We start from the raw sequence: 14300 nt of genomic DNA on the forward strand, positions 1-14300 counted from the left end.
CGGCCCGGTCCCGGGCGGCGGATCCACGGCACCGGGCCCGGCCCGGGGAAGGAGCGGCGCATGAGTCGTGCTCTGTTCATCATCGACGTGCAGAACGACTTCACGGAGGGCGGCGCGCTCGGCGTCGACGGCGGCGGCGACGTCGCGCGGGGGATCACCCGGCTCCTCGCCGCGGAGCCGTACCGCTACGACCACGTCCTCGCGTCGCGCGACTGGCACGAGGCGACGGGCGACAACGGCGGGCACTTCGCCGCGGCGGGCGCCGTCCCCGACTTCTCGACCACGTGGCCCGCGCACTGCGTGCAGGGGACGCCGGGCGCGGAGTACCACCCCGACCTCGACGTCACCGCCGTCGACTTCCACCTCCGCAAGGGACAGGGCGCCCCCGCCTACTCGATCTTCGAGGGCACTACGGAGGAGGGCGTGCCGCTGGCGGACCTGCTGGCGCTGCACGAGATCACCGACATCGACGTCGTCGGCCTGGCCACCGACTACTGCGTGCTCGCCTCGGCGCTCGACGCGGTGCACCAGGGCAAGCGGGTGCGGATCCTCGCCGACCTCGTCGCTGGCGTGGCGCCTGCCACCAGCGCCGCCGCCCTCGACCGCCTCCGCGACGCCGGGGCCGAGATCGTCGAGGGCACGGCCGACTAGGCGGCCTTCTGCACCACGGCCTGCCGCACCACGGCCCGCGGCACAGAGGCCCGCGGCACCACGGGCACGAGCATCAGCACCACACCGCACGGAAGAAGCGAGGACAGCATGACCGCATCCACCGAGACCGACCTCCTGTCGGGCACGCCCACCACCCTGCTCATCGGGGGCGAGCAGGTCGACGCCGAGGGCGACGCGACGTTCGAGGTCCGGGATCCCGCGACCGACGCCGTCATCGCGCGGGTGGCGGACGCGAGCCCCGCGGACGGCGCGCGTGCCCTCGACGCGGCGGTGGCTGCGCAGGCGGCGTGGGCGGCGACCGCGCCGCGTGCCCGGGGGGAGATCCTCCGCCGCGCGTTCGACCTGCTCCAGGAGCGCAAGGACGAGTTCGCGCTCCTCATGACGCTCGAGATGGGCAAGCCGCTGGCCGAGTCGCTCGGCGAGGTGACGTACGGAGGCGAGTTCCTCCGCTGGTTCTCGGAGGAGGCCGTGCGCATCACGGGCCGCTACGGCACCAACCCCGAGGGCACTGGGCGCATGATCGTGTCGCAGCACCCGGTCGGACCGGTGCTGCTCATCACGCCCTGGAACTTCCCGCTCGCGATGGCGACCCGCAAGATCGCGCCGGCGCTCGCGGCGGGCTGCACCGTGGTCATCAAGCCGGCCGACCTCACGCCGCTCACCACGCTCCGCTTCGCCGAGCTGCTGGCGGAGGCGGGGCTGCCCGCTGGCGTCCTCAACGTGATCCCCACCACCCGCGCCGCCGACGTCACCGGGCCGCTCATCGCCGACCCGCGGCTGCGCAAGCTGAGCTTCACCGGATCCACGCCCGTCGGTCGCCAGCTCGGCGCGCAGGCCGCGCAGAACGTGCTGCGCGTCTCGCTCGAGCTGGGCGGCAACGCCCCCTTCGTGGTCTTCGCCGACGCCGACATCGACAAGGCCGTGGACGGCGCCATGGCGGCGAAGTTCCGCAACGTCGGGCAGGCGTGCACGGCGGCGAACCGCTTCATCGTCGAGGCGTCGATCGCGGAGGCCTTCGCCGACCGGCTGCAGGAGCGCATCGACCGGATGCGCATAGGCCGCGGCACCGAGGAGGGCGTCACGGTCGGCCCGCTCATCGACGGCCGCGCGGTCGACAAGGCCGACCGCCTCGTGCGCGACGCGGTCGATCGCGGCGCCACCGTGCGCGCGGGCGGCGAGCCGCAGGACGGTGCCGGCCACTTCTACCCGCCGACCCTCATCACGGGCGTCGCCGAGGGCAGCGACATCCTGCGCGAGGAGATCTTCGGGCCGGTGGTCGCGATCGTGCCCTTCGACGACGAGGACGACGCGGTGCGCCTCGCCAACGACACCGAGTTCGGCCTCGTGTCCTACGTCTTCACGCGCGACCTCGCGCGCGGGCAGCGCATGATCGAGCGGCTCGAGACGGGCATGACGGGCTTCAACATGGGCGTCATCTCCAACGCGGCCGCGCCGTTCGGCGGCGTGAAGCAGTCGGGGCTCGGTCGCGAGGGCGGGCTCGAGGGGATCCACGAGTACCTGAACACGAAGTACACGCTCACGCCCGACCCGTTCGCCTCGTAGTGGCGCACGTCGTCCCGGTCGACGACCTCGCGGATCCGCGGCTCGCCGACTACAGCCACCGCACCGACGTCGCCCTCCGCAAGGCCGAGGGCGCGGGCCACGGGATCTACCTGGCCGAGTCCGCGCTGGTGCTCGAGCGGGCGCTCCGGGCCGGGCACGCGCCGCGGTCCGTGCTCGCGCTGGGCGGCACGGTCGACGAGGCGCTCGCGCTGGTCGGCGACCGGGACGTGCCGGTGTTCACCGGGCCGGGCGAGCTGCTCGCGGAGCTCACCGGGTACGTGCTGCACCGCGGCGTCGTCGCGTCGCTCGACCGGCCGGCGCTCCCCTCGGTCGCGTCGCTGCTCGCGGACGCCCGGCGCGTGGTGGTGCTCGAGGACGTGGTGGATCCCACCAACGTCGGCGCGATCTTCCGCTCGGTCGGGGCCATCGGGGCGGATGCGGTGCTCGTCACGCCGCGCTGCACGGATCCGTTCTACCGTCGCGCCATCCGCGTCAGCATGGGCACCGTGCTGCAGGTGCCGTGGACGCGAACGGGGGAGTGGCCGGAGACGCGGGCCGCCCTCGCCGACGCCGGCTTCCACGTCGCGGCGCTGGCGCTGACCCCGGGCGCCGTGTCGATCCGGGACTTCCCGGCCGAGGAGCACGAGCGGCTCGCCATCGTGCTCGGGTCGGAGGGGCCCGGGCTGTCCGCGGAGGCGATCAGCTCGGCGGACACCGTCGTGCGGATCCCCATGGCGCACGGCATCGACTCGCTCAACGTGGCGGCGGCCAGCGCGGTCGCGCTCTACGCGCTGACCTGACGCCGTCCGCGGCCACAAGAGACTGCCGCTATCCTCATGGTGCCGCACCGACCTGAGGAGACCGACATGACCTACCGCTGGCGCCGACCCACCCCGCTCGCCTACGCCTACCTCGTGGTGGCGCTCGCCGGCGTCGTGGTGACGTGGACCTACAACATCACCGCCATCACGTCCGGGCGCGACTACCTGGGCGACTGGTTCGGCAGCGGCCCGTCGGTGTCCTCGCTCACGGCCGACGTGCTCATGGCCGCGATCGCCGCCGTCGTGCTCATCCTCGTGGAGGGGCGCCGCCTCGGCATCCGGTTCGCGTGGATCTTCGTGGTGCTCATCCCGCTCGTCGCGCTCGCGTTCGCCCTCCCGCTGTTCCTCGGCGTGCGCGAGATGCGGGTGCGCACGGAGGCGTCGCCCGGCTGATCGCCGCAGGCAGCGCGGGCGGATCCCTCCTCGAGCGGGCAGCTCGGACCGCGCCGCCCCGCGACCGGTTCCGCGGGGCTCGCGCGGACCGGCAGGCCGCCGCGTAGCCTTGCCTCACCGATGAGATGGGGTCCCCATGAGCACGCGTTCCGCACGCCGACGCCCCACGCGCCTCGCGGTCGTCTACCTCGTGCTCGCGGCAGCCGGCCTCGTGCTCACGTGGTCGGCGAACATCCGCGTGGTCACCGAGGGCCGCGACTTCCTCGCGGACCTCTCCGCCGGCGGTCCGTCCGTCTCGTCGCTCTCGTGGGACCTGCTGATCGCCGCGGTCGCGAGCGTCGTCTTCATCGTCGTCGAGGGGCGCAGGCTGCGGATGCGCCGCGTCTGGATCTACGTGCTGCTCGCCCCGCTCGTCGCGTTCGCGGTCGCCCTGCCGGTGTTCCTCGCGGCGCGGGAGATGCACCTGAGCGCGCCGGAGCGGGCGGAGCCGACGCCGCCGGTCTGAGCGCCGCCACGCGCGCGGAGCGGCACCGCGCATCCGCCGCGCCGTGGCCGGCCGAGGGCGCCGTGGGCGCCCGCTAGACGAGCAGCTGGTGCTTCGCGAGGTCGCGGTAGAGCGGCGTCGAGACGACGAGCTCCGCGTGCGTGCCGGTGCCGACGACGCGGCCCTTCTCGACGACCACGATGAGGTCGCTGTCGACGACGGTCGAGAGGCGGTGCGCGATCACGATGAGCGTGCGGTGCTCGGCGACCGCGTCGATCGCCTTGCGGAGCAGCTGCTCGTTGAGGCCGTCGAGGCTGGATGTCGACTCGTCGAGCAGCAGGATCGGGGGAGCCGAGAGCAGCGTGCGCGCGATGGCGAGGCGCTGGCGCTCGCCGCCGGAGAGCATGATGCCGTCCTCGCCCACGGGCGCGTCGAGGCCGAGCTCGTTGCGCGCGAGCACCTCGGTCAGGTTCACGGCGTGCAGCACCTTCACGCAGTCCTCGTCGGTCGCGTCGAACGCGGTGAGGGTGAGGTTCTCGCGGAGCGTGCCGGCGAGCACGGGGGCATCCTGCTCGACGTAGCCGATCTGGCGGCGGAGGTCCTCGCGGTCGAGCGTGCGGATGTCGCGCCCGCCGACGCGGACGACGCCGGAGGTGGGGTCGTAGAAGCGCTCGATGAGGGCGAGGATCGTGCTCTTGCCGGCGCCCGAGGGGCCGACCAGCGCGATCCGCGCGCCCCGCTCGGCGCGGAAGCTGATGCCCTGGAGGACGCCGCCGCCCGTGCGGTCGGCGCCGGGTGCGGCGTCCGTGGCGTCCGCGGGGGACGCGGGTCCCTCGGATGCGGTGGCCGCGTCCGCGTCCGCATCCGCCGCCACCGGGTACGCGAACCGCACGTCCACGAGCTCCACGGCCGGCGCGTCCGTGCGGTCGTCCGCCGCGGGCGCGCCGTCGCGGAGGCGACCGGCGAGAGCGGCGTCGCCGTCGGTCTCGACGGGCAGCTTCACGATCTCCTGGATCCGGCCGAGCGCGCCGAGCGCCTGGTTGACCGCGGTCACGGCGCCGAACGCCTGGCCGAGCGGCATGATCATGAGGAAGAGGAACAGGATGAAGGCCACGAGGTCGCCGACCGTGATGGCCCCGGCCGCGACGCGGTAGCCGCCCACCCCGACCACCACGAGGAACGACGCCTGCAGCGCGATCCCGGCGATGGGCACGACCACGGCCGACGCCTTCGCGACCTTGATGCCCATCTCCCACGCGCCCTCGGCGTCCCGTTCGATGGTGCGGATCTCGCGGTCGGTGGCGTTGCTCGCGCGGACCGTGCGGATGGCACCGATGGCCCGCTCGACGCTAGCGGCCAGGTCGCCGACCTTCCGCTGCGCGCGCTGGCTGGCGACGCGGATCCGCCCGGACAGCCCCACGACCGCGACGACCGAGACGGCGACGACCAGCACGGTGAGGCCGAGGAGCACGGGGTCGATGATGAACATCGCGATGATCGCGCCGAGGAACGTGACCGCGCCGCCGATCGCCTCGACGAGGCCCTGCGTGAGCACCGCGCGGAGGAGCGTCGTGTCGGAGCCGACGCGCGAGACGAGGTCGCCCGTGCGGCGGGTGTCGAACTCGGAGATGGGGAGGCGGAGGATCCGGCGCACGAGCGTGCGGCGCGACGAGAGGACGATGCCCTCGCCCATGCGCTGCAGCAGGTAGTGCTGGTAGCCGGAGAGCACGCCGGACACGACGACCAGGCCGACGAGCGCCCAGACGAGCACGCCGAGCTGGCCGCCCTCCTGCACCACGCCGACGACGCGCTGCACGAGGAGCGGCTGGCCGAGGCTCGCGGCCGCGCCGAGCACGCTCAGCACCACGACGAAGGCCATGAGCCCGCGCTGCTCGAGGATGTACGGCAGCAGCTCCGAGAAGCGCGCGCGGGGTCCGTCGTCGGCGGAGTCGCGGCGGGCGAACGGGTTGCGGGAGCGGGCGCGCGGTGCGGCGGCGGTCTCGGGACGGGCGGTGCTCATGCGTGTTCTCCCGGGTGGTGGGTGCGGTGCGCGGCGACGGGCCCGGGCGTCGGGCGGTGGCCGCTGCCGAGGCGACGACACCCGGTGCCGGATGCATCGCGCCGCCTTCAGGACTCTACGCGTCGGCGGCTGCGGGTCCGCCCTCCGCCCGGCGGGCATCGGGTCGTGGGAGGGTGGCAGCGGGACATCCGAGCGCGGAGGACGCACATGCAGGGATCGGCAGCGTCGCGTCCGCCCGTCCGCGTCGCCGTGGACCTCGGTGCGGCCGCCCTCGTGGTGCTCGTGCTGTGGATGACGGTCCCGGCGGGCGGGGGCGTCCTCCTGGCGTGGCAGGTCGCGCTCGCGATTGCTGCCGCGGGCGGGATGCTGCTGCGGCATCGGCGGCCCCGTGCGGCCTTCGCCGTCGCCGCCGCGGCCACCGCCGCGGCCTGGTCCGCCGGCCTGACGGGGGATCCGTTCGTGCTCGCCGCCGTCGCCCTCCACTCCGTCGCCCGGTCGTCGGACCGACCGGGTCCCGCACGGACGGCGGCGGTGGTCGCGGTGGCCGCCGGCGTCGTCGTGGGGCTCCTCGCGCTCGTGGCCGCGCCCGCCTTCGAGGACGGGATCCGCGGCGCGCTCCTCAGCCTGGTCGTCCTGGGCGGTGCGGCGGCGGCGGGCGTCGCCGCGCGTCGCGCGGAGCGGCTCGCCGTCGAGAACGGGGTGCTCGCGGAGCGCGCCCGCATCGGGCGCGACGTCCACGACGTCCTCTCCCACTCGCTGGGCGCGATCGGGGTGCGGGCGGGAGTCGCGGCGCACGTGACGACGCTCGACGCGGCCGCGCTACGCTCGACCCTCGCGGAGGTGGAGCGGACGGCGCGGTCCGGCGTCGCCGAGCTCGGGCTCCTCCTCGCCGCGACGCGCGCGGGGCCGGACGAGCTCATCCCCGACGGCGCGCTGCCCGCCCGACTGCGGGAGACCGTCGCGGCCGCCGAGGCGGCCGGCATCGCCGTGACGCTCGCCGCCGAGGGCCTCCACATCCTGCGGGGCCAGGAGCGCGTCGCGGTGCACCACGTCGTGCGCGAGGCGGTGACCAACGTGATCCGCCATGCCGGGGCCGCGCGCTGCGACGTCACGGTGCACACGGACGACGACGCCGTGCGGGTGTCCGTCGTGGACGACGGCGTCGGCCGGGCGCCCCTGACGGAGGGCGACGGCCTGCGGGGCCTCCGGGAGCGGGTGGCGCTCCTCGGCGGCGGCCTCGCCGTCCGCGACGCGGCGGGCTCCGGGGTCCGGGTAGACGCGGTGATCCCCCGGCCGGCCGGCGCGGAGGAACCGGGGTCGCGCTCGTGACCGGCACGTCGCCGCCCATCCGGGTCGTCGTCGTCGACGACGAGGAGCCGCTCCGTGCATCCTTCCGCCTGCTCATCGACGCCGAGGAGGACATGGCCGTGGTGGGGGAGGCAGCCGACGGAGCGGCCGTCGTCCGCGTCGTGGCCGAGACGCGGCCGGACGTGGTGCTCATGGACGTGCGCATGCCGGGCGTCGACGGGATCGAGGCGACGCGGCGCCTGCGTGAGCGGGCCGACGGACCGCGCATCGTCGTCCTCACCATGTTCGACGCGGATGCGCACGTCGACGGCGCGCTCCGCGCGGGTGCCTCCGGCTTCCTGCTCAAGAACGTCCCGCCCGCGGAGCTCGTGCGCGCCGTGCGCCTGGTGCACGCCGGGCAGGCGCTCCTCTCCCCGGAGGTGACGGCGCGCGTCATGCGCCTGGCGACGGGGGAGGGACGCGCGCCGACGCCGCCCGATCCCCGGTCGGACCGGTTGACGCGGCGGGAGCGCATGACGCTCGAGCTCATCGCCCGCGGGCGGTCGAACCAGGAGATCGCGGCGCAGCTCTTCGTGACGCACGCGACGGTGCGTACCTACGTCAGTCGCCTCCTCACCAAGACCGGGTCGCGGGATCGCGCGCAGCTGGTGGTCCTCGGCTACGAGTGGGGGATCGTGGGCGGCTGATCCGCAGTTTCGTCAACACTTGCACGATGACGGGGAGGCACGGCGCCGATCGACTGGCCCCATGATCCAGATCTCCCACCTCGTCAAGCGCCGCCGCGGCAGGACGCACGTCGACGACGTCTCCTTCGACGTGCAGCCCGGCCGCGTCACCGGCCTCCTCGGCCCCAACGGCGCCGGCAAGAGCTCCACGATGCGCGTGCTGCTCGGGCTCGACGCGGCCACCTCCGGCACCGCGCTCATCGGCGGCGTGCCCTACCGCGCCCTTCGCGATCCCCTGCGGACGGTCGGCGCGATGCTCGACGGGCCCGGCGCGAACCGCGGCCGCACCGTCGCCGCGCACCTCACCTGGATGGCGCAGAGCAACGGGATCCCGCGCCGTCGCGTGGACGAGGTCCTCGAGGTCGTCGGCCTCCCCGACGAGCGGCGCACCCGCGTCGGCAGCCTCTCCCTCGGCATGGGGCAGCGGCTCGGCATCGCGGCGGCGCTCCTCGGCGACCCGCAGATCCTGGTGCTGGACGAGCCCACCAACGGCCTCGACCCGGACGGCATCTGGTGGATCCGCCGGTTCCTCCGCGGCATGGCCGACGAGGGACGCACGGTGCTCGTGTCCAGCCACCTGATGAGCGAGATGGAGGACACCGCGGACGACTTCGTCGTCATCGCGCGCGGACGCGTGGTCGCGCAGGGCGGGTCGGCGGAGATCACGACGGGCTTCCACTCGCTCGAGAGCGCGTTCTTCGCCCTCACGGAGGACGGGGCCGACCACCGGTCCGGCGACGTGGCGTCCCGGGATCGCGCATGAGCGTCCGGGGCCTGGCCGCCTCCGAGCTGACGAAGGCGCGCACGCTGCGGGCGATGCCGGTCGTCGCAGGCGTGGCGATCCTCGCCACCTGGCCCATGGCGTGGACGAACGCCGCGTCCGGTGCCGACATCCCGTCTGACGACCCGCGGCTGTTCTCCTCCGTCCCCATCCCGACCGAGTACCAGGGGTTCGAGATGGCGGGCTTCGGCTACGTCCTCATCGTGGCGCTCGGGGCGCTGTGGGCGGGCGGGGAGCACGGCGCCGGGCGGCAGATCCGCAGCACGCTGCTCGCCTCCCCGCGCCGCGTCCCCGTGTTCGTCGTGTCGGCCTCCCTGCTGGCCGTCGTGACCGCGGTCGTCGCGTTCCTGACCATGTGGGGGGCGATCGTCATCACCCATGCGTCCTCGGGCGGCGACGTCGACCCGTGGCGGCTGACGCCCGCCATCTGGGCGCACCTCGGCGGCGTGACGCTCGCGTGGGTGCTCACGGCGCTCATGGCGTTCGCGGTCGGGTCGCTGGCGAGGACGGCGATCCTCCCGCTGATCCTCCTGCTGCCGCTCGTGGTCGGCATCGGCGACCTCCTCGCCGGGGCGTGGGCGGGCGCGCGGTTCCTCCCGATCACGGCGGGTGCGGCCATGTACTCCGACCCGGCCGCGGGGGCGCACCTCCCGCCCGTGGCGGGCGGCCTGGTGCAGGCCGCGTGGGCCGTCGTGCTCCTCGGCGCCGCGCTCGTGGTGTTCGCGAGGCGGGACGCATGAGCGCCGTCCGGCGGGCGATCCGCATGGAGGTCACGAAGGCGTGCACGCTGCGCAGCGTGCAGGCGACGGCACTCGCCGCGGTGCTGGTCCCTCCGATCGTCGCCGTCGTCCAGGCGCTCGCGGTGGATGCCGCTCCCGGCGCCGCGGGCGCGGTCCCCGTGGAGTCCCTCGGCTTCTCCACGGCGGGCCTCGCGCAGCCGCTCGTGATCCTCGCGGCCGTCCTCCTCACGGGCACCGAGCACGTGGACGGGCAGCTGCGGTCCACCCTGCTGGCGGTACCGCGACGCGGGGTCGTGCTCGCCGCGAAGGCCGTGGTGGTCGCGGCGCTCGCCGCCGTGGTGGCGCTCGTCGGGACGAGCGCGGCGGTGCTCCTCGCGCACGCGGCGCGGGGCGACGACGGCCTGCCCGTGTCCGACTTCACCGCCGGGATGGCGGGGAACCTCGTCGGGGTCGTCGTCAACTTCGCGCTCATCGGCCTGATCGCCGCGTCCGTCACCGTGCTCACGCGGTCGCTCGTGGTGCCGCTCGTGGTCCTCGTGCCGCTCGTCCTGGGGCTCACGGTCTCGCTCGTCGGGCTCGTGCCTGCGGTGCGGTACCTGCCGGACCTCGCCGGGATCCAGCTGCTCACCGCCTACCCCGGGGTGGGGCTGCTGGATCCGGTGCCGGGCGCGCTGGTCATGCTCGCGTGGACGGGGGCGCTGGGTGCCGCGGCCGCGCTGTCCCTGCTGCGCCGAGACGCCTGAGCCGCGCGGCCGACGGCCGCGACCCGGCATTCCCGCCCATGGTGGAAACCCGCTCCGCTCCCTAGGCTGGCTGATCGTGCCCACCCCCGTCATCACCGCCGACCGCCTCGTGAAGAAGTACGGCGACCACGTCGCCGTCGACGGCCTCTCGTTCGAGGTCGCGCCCGGCGAGTCCTTCGGCCTGCTCGGGCCGAACGGCGCCGGCAAGTCCACGACCATGCGCATGATCGGCGCGGTCTCGTCGCGCACGGGCGGCTCGCTCGACATCCTGGGGCTCGACCCCGACACGCACGGCCCCGAGATCCGCTCGCAGCTGGGCGTCGTGCCGCAGGCCGACAACCTCGACCTGGAGCTCAAGGCGCGCGACAACCTCATCGTCTACGGCCGCTACTTCGGGCTGCCGCGCAAGCAGGTCGCGGCGCGGGCGGATGAGCTGCTCGAGTTCGCGCAGCTGAGCGACCGCGCGAACGCGAAGGTCGACGACCTGTCCGGCGGCATGAAGCGGCGCCTCACGATCGCGCGTGCCCTCATCAGCGACCCGCGGATCCTGCTGCTCGACGAGCCGACCACGGGCCTCGACCCGCAGGCCCGCCACATCCTCTGGGACCGCCTGTTCCGCCTCAAGGAGCAGGGCACGACGCTCGTGCTCACCACGCACTACATGGACGAGGCCGAGCAGCTGTGCGACCGGATCGTCGTCGTCGACGAGGGCCGCATCATGGCCGAGGGGTCGCCCGCGTCCCTCATCCGCGACCACTCGAGCCGCGAGGTGCTCGAGGTGCGCTTCGGCTCCGACCGCAACGAGTCCGCGTCGCGCGAGATCGCCGGCTACGGCGACCGGGTCGAGGTGCTGCCCGACCGCGTGCTCGTCTACGCGTCCGACGGCGAGGCCGTGCTCAGCCGGATCCTCGAGCAGGGCCTGAAGCCCATCACCACGCTCGTGCGCCGCTCCAGCCTCGAGGACGTCTTCCTCCGCCTCACGGGCCGGAGCCTGGTCGAGTGAGCGCCGTCGACACCCGGCAGGCCGCGGTCGCCGGCGGCGTCCGCCCCCGCCGCTTCGGCGCCTGGTACGCGGCGGAGCACCGGCTGCTGGGGATCCGCGCCTACCTCGGCACGGCGCTCGCGACCGGCATCGCGAGCCCCTACGTCTACCTCTACGCGCTCGGCGTGGGCCTCGCCACGGTCGTCGACCGCGGCACGGACGCGAACCAGGCCCTCGGCGTCAGCTTCCTCGTCTTCGTCGCGCCGGCGCTCCTCGCGACCAGCGCCATGACCGTCGCGAGCGAGGAGTTCAGCTTCCCGATCTTCGGCGGGTTCAAGTGGAACCCCGTGTTCCAGGCGATGAACGCGTCGCCCCTCACGCCGGCCCAGATCATCGACGGCCAGGTCATCGGCGTCGCGATCCGCATGGCGCCCACCTGCATCGCCTACTTCGCGTTCATGCTCCTGTTCGGCGCGGTGCCGCTCGGCACGGGCTTCCTCGCGATCGGCGCCGCCGTGCTCACGGGCATGGCGATCGGCGTGATGCTGATGGCCTACGTCGCGACCCTCACGCAGGACAGCGGGCAGATCGCGATGGTGATGCGCTTCGTCATCACGCCGCTGTCGCTGTTCTCGGGCACGTTCTTCCCGCTCACGCAGTTCCCGGTGTGGCTGCAGTGGATCGGCTGGATCTCGCCGCTCTGGCACGGCACCGAGCTCGGCCGGGTCGCGACCTACGGCATGCAGGAGCCGCTCTGGCTCACGGTCGCGCACGTCGCGTACCTGCTGCTCTGGCTCGCGGTCGGCTGGACGCTGTCGCGCCGCGTCGCGACGAGGAGGCTGCGCGCATGACCGGATCCACGATGCCCGCGAACGCCCCCGCGCCCGCGCCCGCCGCGCGTCGCAGCCGCGGCGGCCCCCGCTCGCTCTACGCCGGCAACGCCCGCTCGGTCCTGTCCCGCGGCCTCCTCGCCACGCGCAGCACCAACTGGACCATCGTCCTCTCCGGCTTCTTCGAGCCGGTCTTCTATCTGCTCGCGATGGGGATCGGCCTCGGCTCGCTCGTGGGCGACGTGACCACGAGCACCGGCCAGCCCGTGCCTTACGCCGCCTACATCGCGCCCGCGCTCCTCGCGGTCTCCGCCATGAACGGTGCCGTGTACGACTCCACCTGGAACGTCTTCTTCAAGATGAACCACTCGAAGCTGTACCAGGGCATGCTCGCGACCTCGCTCGGGCCGCTCGACGTGGCGTTCGGCGAGATCTCGCTGGCGCTGCTCCGCGGCGTCGTCTACTCGTCGGGCTTCCTCGTCGTGATGCAGGTGCTCGGCCTCAACCTGTCGTGGTGGGCGATCCTCGCGCTGCCGTCCGTCGTGCTCGTCGCGCTGGCGTTCGCGAGCTTCGGCATGGCCGTGACGAGCTACATGAAGACGTTCCAGCAGATGGACTGGATCAACTTCATCCTGCTGCCCATGTTCCTGTTCTCCGCGACCTTCTATCCGCTGTCGGTGTACCCGGCATGGGTCCAGACGGTGATCCAGGCGCTCCCGCTCTGGCACGCGGTGGAGCTCGTGCGCGGCTTCACGACGGGCGCGCTCTCGTTCGCGGTCGTCGGCCACGTGCTCTACTTCGCGGTGATGACGGCGATCGGCCTGGTCTTCACGACGCGGCGGCTGCGGATCCTCTTCCTCGACTGAGGCCGCCCGCGACGAGCGCGAGGCCGGCGGCGCCCATGACGACGGCGGCCGTGGCGACCGCGACCGGGTAGGCGGACGGCTGCGCGGACGGCGGCAGGAGGGCGAGCGCCTGCGCCGTCACGACCGTGGCCAGCAGCGACGACGCGGCCAGCACCGTCGACGTGAGCGAGGAGACCCGGCCCATCGTCCCGACGGGTGCCTCCCCCTGGAGGATCGGGCCCTGCGAGACGAGGAAGACCGCGAAGACGAGGCCCGCGATCCCCATGAGGATCGCCGCGGGCAGGAACGCGCGCACGGTCGAGTAGGCCGCGTAGGTCGCGCCGAGCGCGACGAGGGCGGCCGGGACCGCGCGCTCGGGGCGGATGCGGGTCACGAGCGCGGGCGCCGTCAGCGCTCCGACGAGGCCGCCGACCGCGAACATCGCCGTGACCACGCCGTACTCCGCCGCCGTCAGGCCCATCGTGGTGAGGGCGAGGAGGGCGAGGGTCGCGTTGTTGACGCCGAGGGTCACGCCGTAGGCGGCGAGGCCGGCCACGAGGATCCGGAGGCGCGGCGAGGCCCGCACGATGCGGATCCCGGCGGCGAGCTCGGCGCGGAACCGGGCTCCCGCGGAAGCGACCGTGCCGTGCGCGTGCGCGCCGCCTTCCGCGACCGGCGACCCGGTGTCGGCGGCCGTGGCCCCGCGCTCGCGCACCGCGAGCACCAGCGCGGCCGACGCGAGGAACGACACGGCGTCCATCACGAGCGCGGGCTCCGGGCCGAGCAGCGCGTAGACGGCCGGGCCGGTCAGGCCGGAGAGGATCCCGACGCCCGTGCTCGCGAGCAGCGAGCGTCCGGCGGCGGCGGCGCGGCGATCCGCCGGGACGACGACCTGCACGAGCGCGGCGCGCGCCGGGTCGAAGAGCTGCGACACGCAGCCGATGACCAGCTGCGTCGTGATCACGGCGGCGATCACCAGGGGCGTCGGACCGGTGACGGCGATCACCATGAGCGGCACGAGCAGCGCGGCCCGCGCGAGGTCGGCCGCGACCATCACTCGGCGGGCGGGCCAGCGATCGACGAGCACGCCCGCGATGGGCGCGAGCACGAGGCGCGGAAGGCTCGTCGCGCCGATGACCGCGCCGATGTAGAGCGGTAGGGCCGGGTCGCCGGGGGCGAGGCCCGTGGCGAGCCAGACGGTCACTGTCGCCGCCAGCACGTACTCGCCGAAGGCGGAGAGCGCCTGCGCCAGCCAGATGAGCGTGAACGAGCGGGAGATCAGGAGCGGAGGTCGCGGGTCGCGCGCGCGGCGGTCGGGGTCGGGCACGGGCGGCCTCCGATCGGTCGTCTCCTCCCCACGGTAGCGGCAGGCGCGGCGGTGCCCGGGCCGTGC

15 protein-coding genes are annotated in these 14300 nt (G+C 74.2%); 13 read left to right on the plus strand and 2 right to left on the minus strand.

Going from position 1 to position 14300, the window contains the following annotated elements; all coding sequences use genetic code 11:
- Window positions 1-60: 60 nt before the first annotated feature.
- From KYT88_RS04820 to KYT88_RS04840, 5 genes are all read left to right on the plus strand, one after another.
- On the plus strand, window positions 61-651 hold the full coding sequence (locus KYT88_RS04820) for an isochorismatase family protein (RefSeq protein ID WP_043584473.1): 591 nt from the start codon (window positions 61-63) through the stop codon (window positions 649-651).
- Window positions 652-759: 108 nt separating this feature from the next.
- The gene (locus KYT88_RS04825; protein ID WP_043584474.1) at window positions 760-2235 is read left to right on the plus strand and encodes an NAD-dependent succinate-semialdehyde dehydrogenase; all 1476 of its coding nucleotides are present in this window, start codon (window positions 760-762) and stop codon (window positions 2233-2235) included.
- On the plus strand, window positions 2235-3035 hold the full coding sequence (locus KYT88_RS04830; protein ID WP_043584475.1) for a TrmH family RNA methyltransferase: 801 nt from the start codon (window positions 2235-2237) through the stop codon (window positions 3033-3035). Before KYT88_RS04825 ends, KYT88_RS04830 begins: the two co-directional genes overlap by 1 nt.
- 66 nt (window positions 3036-3101) lie before the next feature.
- Complete coding sequence (locus KYT88_RS04835; protein WP_043584477.1) at window positions 3102-3449, plus strand: DUF2834 domain-containing protein; 348 nt, start codon at window positions 3102-3104, stop codon at window positions 3447-3449.
- A 136-nt stretch (window positions 3450-3585) separates the two neighbouring features.
- Entirely contained in the window at window positions 3586-3954 is a 369-nt protein-coding gene (locus tag KYT88_RS04840; RefSeq protein WP_043584479.1) for a DUF2834 domain-containing protein, read from the plus strand.
- A 73-nt stretch (window positions 3955-4027) separates the two neighbouring features.
- Here KYT88_RS04840 and KYT88_RS04845 read toward each other — a convergent pair whose 3' ends face one another.
- Window positions 4028-5953, minus strand: a complete 1926-nt coding sequence (locus KYT88_RS04845; RefSeq protein ID WP_043584480.1) for an ABC transporter ATP-binding protein — start codon at window positions 5951-5953, stop codon at window positions 4028-4030.
- Window positions 5954-6160: 207 nt separating this feature from the next.
- Between KYT88_RS04845 and KYT88_RS04850 the strand changes: the two genes are divergently transcribed.
- From KYT88_RS04850 to KYT88_RS04885, 8 genes are all read left to right on the plus strand, one after another.
- Window positions 6161-7282, plus strand: a complete 1122-nt coding sequence (locus KYT88_RS04850) for a sensor histidine kinase (RefSeq protein ID WP_051629256.1) — start codon at window positions 6161-6163, stop codon at window positions 7280-7282.
- A complete protein-coding gene (locus KYT88_RS04855; protein WP_043584482.1) occupies window positions 7279-7947 on the plus strand; it encodes a response regulator in 669 nt (222 codons plus the stop codon). Before KYT88_RS04850 ends, KYT88_RS04855 begins: the two co-directional genes overlap by 4 nt.
- A gap of 61 nt (window positions 7948-8008) precedes the next feature.
- Window positions 8009-8749: an ABC transporter ATP-binding protein gene (locus tag KYT88_RS04860; RefSeq protein ID WP_043584484.1), complete on the plus strand. Its 741-nt coding sequence runs from the start codon at window positions 8009-8011 to the stop codon at window positions 8747-8749.
- Window positions 8746-9507: an ABC transporter permease gene (locus tag KYT88_RS04865; protein WP_043584487.1), complete on the plus strand. Its 762-nt coding sequence runs from the start codon at window positions 8746-8748 to the stop codon at window positions 9505-9507. Before KYT88_RS04860 ends, KYT88_RS04865 begins: the two co-directional genes overlap by 4 nt.
- Window positions 9504-10250, plus strand: coding sequence for an ABC transporter permease (locus KYT88_RS04870; RefSeq protein WP_051629257.1), 747 nt, complete (start codon window positions 9504-9506; stop codon window positions 10248-10250). Before KYT88_RS04865 ends, KYT88_RS04870 begins: the two co-directional genes overlap by 4 nt.
- 76 nt (window positions 10251-10326) lie before the next feature.
- Window positions 10327-11253, plus strand: coding sequence for an ABC transporter ATP-binding protein (locus KYT88_RS04875; protein WP_041464267.1), 927 nt, complete (start codon window positions 10327-10329; stop codon window positions 11251-11253).
- Window positions 11250-12083 (plus strand): ABC transporter permease, encoded by an 834-nt coding sequence (locus tag KYT88_RS04880; protein ID WP_043584489.1) that lies wholly within the window; start codon window positions 11250-11252, stop codon window positions 12081-12083. The genes KYT88_RS04875 and KYT88_RS04880 overlap by 4 nt, the downstream gene beginning before the upstream one ends.
- A complete protein-coding gene (locus KYT88_RS04885) occupies window positions 12080-12928 on the plus strand; it encodes an ABC transporter permease (RefSeq protein WP_081840903.1) in 849 nt (282 codons plus the stop codon). Before KYT88_RS04880 ends, KYT88_RS04885 begins: the two co-directional genes overlap by 4 nt.
- Here KYT88_RS04885 and KYT88_RS04890 read toward each other — a convergent pair.
- The gene (locus KYT88_RS04890; protein WP_043584490.1) at window positions 12891-14234 is read right to left on the minus strand and encodes an MFS transporter; all 1344 of its coding nucleotides are present in this window, start codon (window positions 14232-14234) and stop codon (window positions 12891-12893) included. The genes KYT88_RS04885 and KYT88_RS04890 overlap by 38 nt on opposite strands.
- Window positions 14235-14300 lie beyond the last annotated feature (66 nt).

The sequence above is a fragment of the Clavibacter sp. A6099 genome (genome assembly GCF_021919125.1).
Classification (GTDB): domain Bacteria; phylum Actinomycetota; class Actinomycetes; order Actinomycetales; family Microbacteriaceae; genus Clavibacter; species Clavibacter seminis.

Bases quoted from the DNA above. Each gene is read 5' to 3' on its own strand.
- KYT88_RS04820 (WP_043584473.1), top strand. From the start codon at position 61: ATGAGTCGTGCTCTGTTCATCATCGACGTGCAGAACGACTTCACGGAG.
- KYT88_RS04825 (WP_043584474.1), top strand. From the start codon at position 760: ATGACCGCATCCACCGAGACCGACCTCCTGTCGGGCACGCCCACCACC.
- KYT88_RS04835 (WP_043584477.1), top strand. From the start codon at position 3,102: ATGACCTACCGCTGGCGCCGACCCACCCCGCTCGCCTACGCCTACCTC.
- KYT88_RS04840 (WP_043584479.1), top strand. From the start codon at position 3,586: ATGAGCACGCGTTCCGCACGCCGACGCCCCACGCGCCTCGCGGTCGTC.
- KYT88_RS04845 (WP_043584480.1), bottom strand. From the start codon at position 5,953: ATGAGCACCGCCCGTCCCGAGACCGCCGCCGCACCGCGCGCCCGCTCC.
- KYT88_RS04850 (WP_051629256.1), top strand. From the start codon at position 6,161: ATGCAGGGATCGGCAGCGTCGCGTCCGCCCGTCCGCGTCGCCGTGGAC.
- KYT88_RS04860 (WP_043584484.1), top strand. From the start codon at position 8,009: ATGATCCAGATCTCCCACCTCGTCAAGCGCCGCCGCGGCAGGACGCAC.
- KYT88_RS04865 (WP_043584487.1), top strand. From the start codon at position 8,746: ATGAGCGTCCGGGGCCTGGCCGCCTCCGAGCTGACGAAGGCGCGCACG.
- KYT88_RS04870 (WP_051629257.1), top strand. From the start codon at position 9,504: ATGAGCGCCGTCCGGCGGGCGATCCGCATGGAGGTCACGAAGGCGTGC.
- KYT88_RS04885 (WP_081840903.1), top strand. From the start codon at position 12,080: ATGACCGGATCCACGATGCCCGCGAACGCCCCCGCGCCCGCGCCCGCC.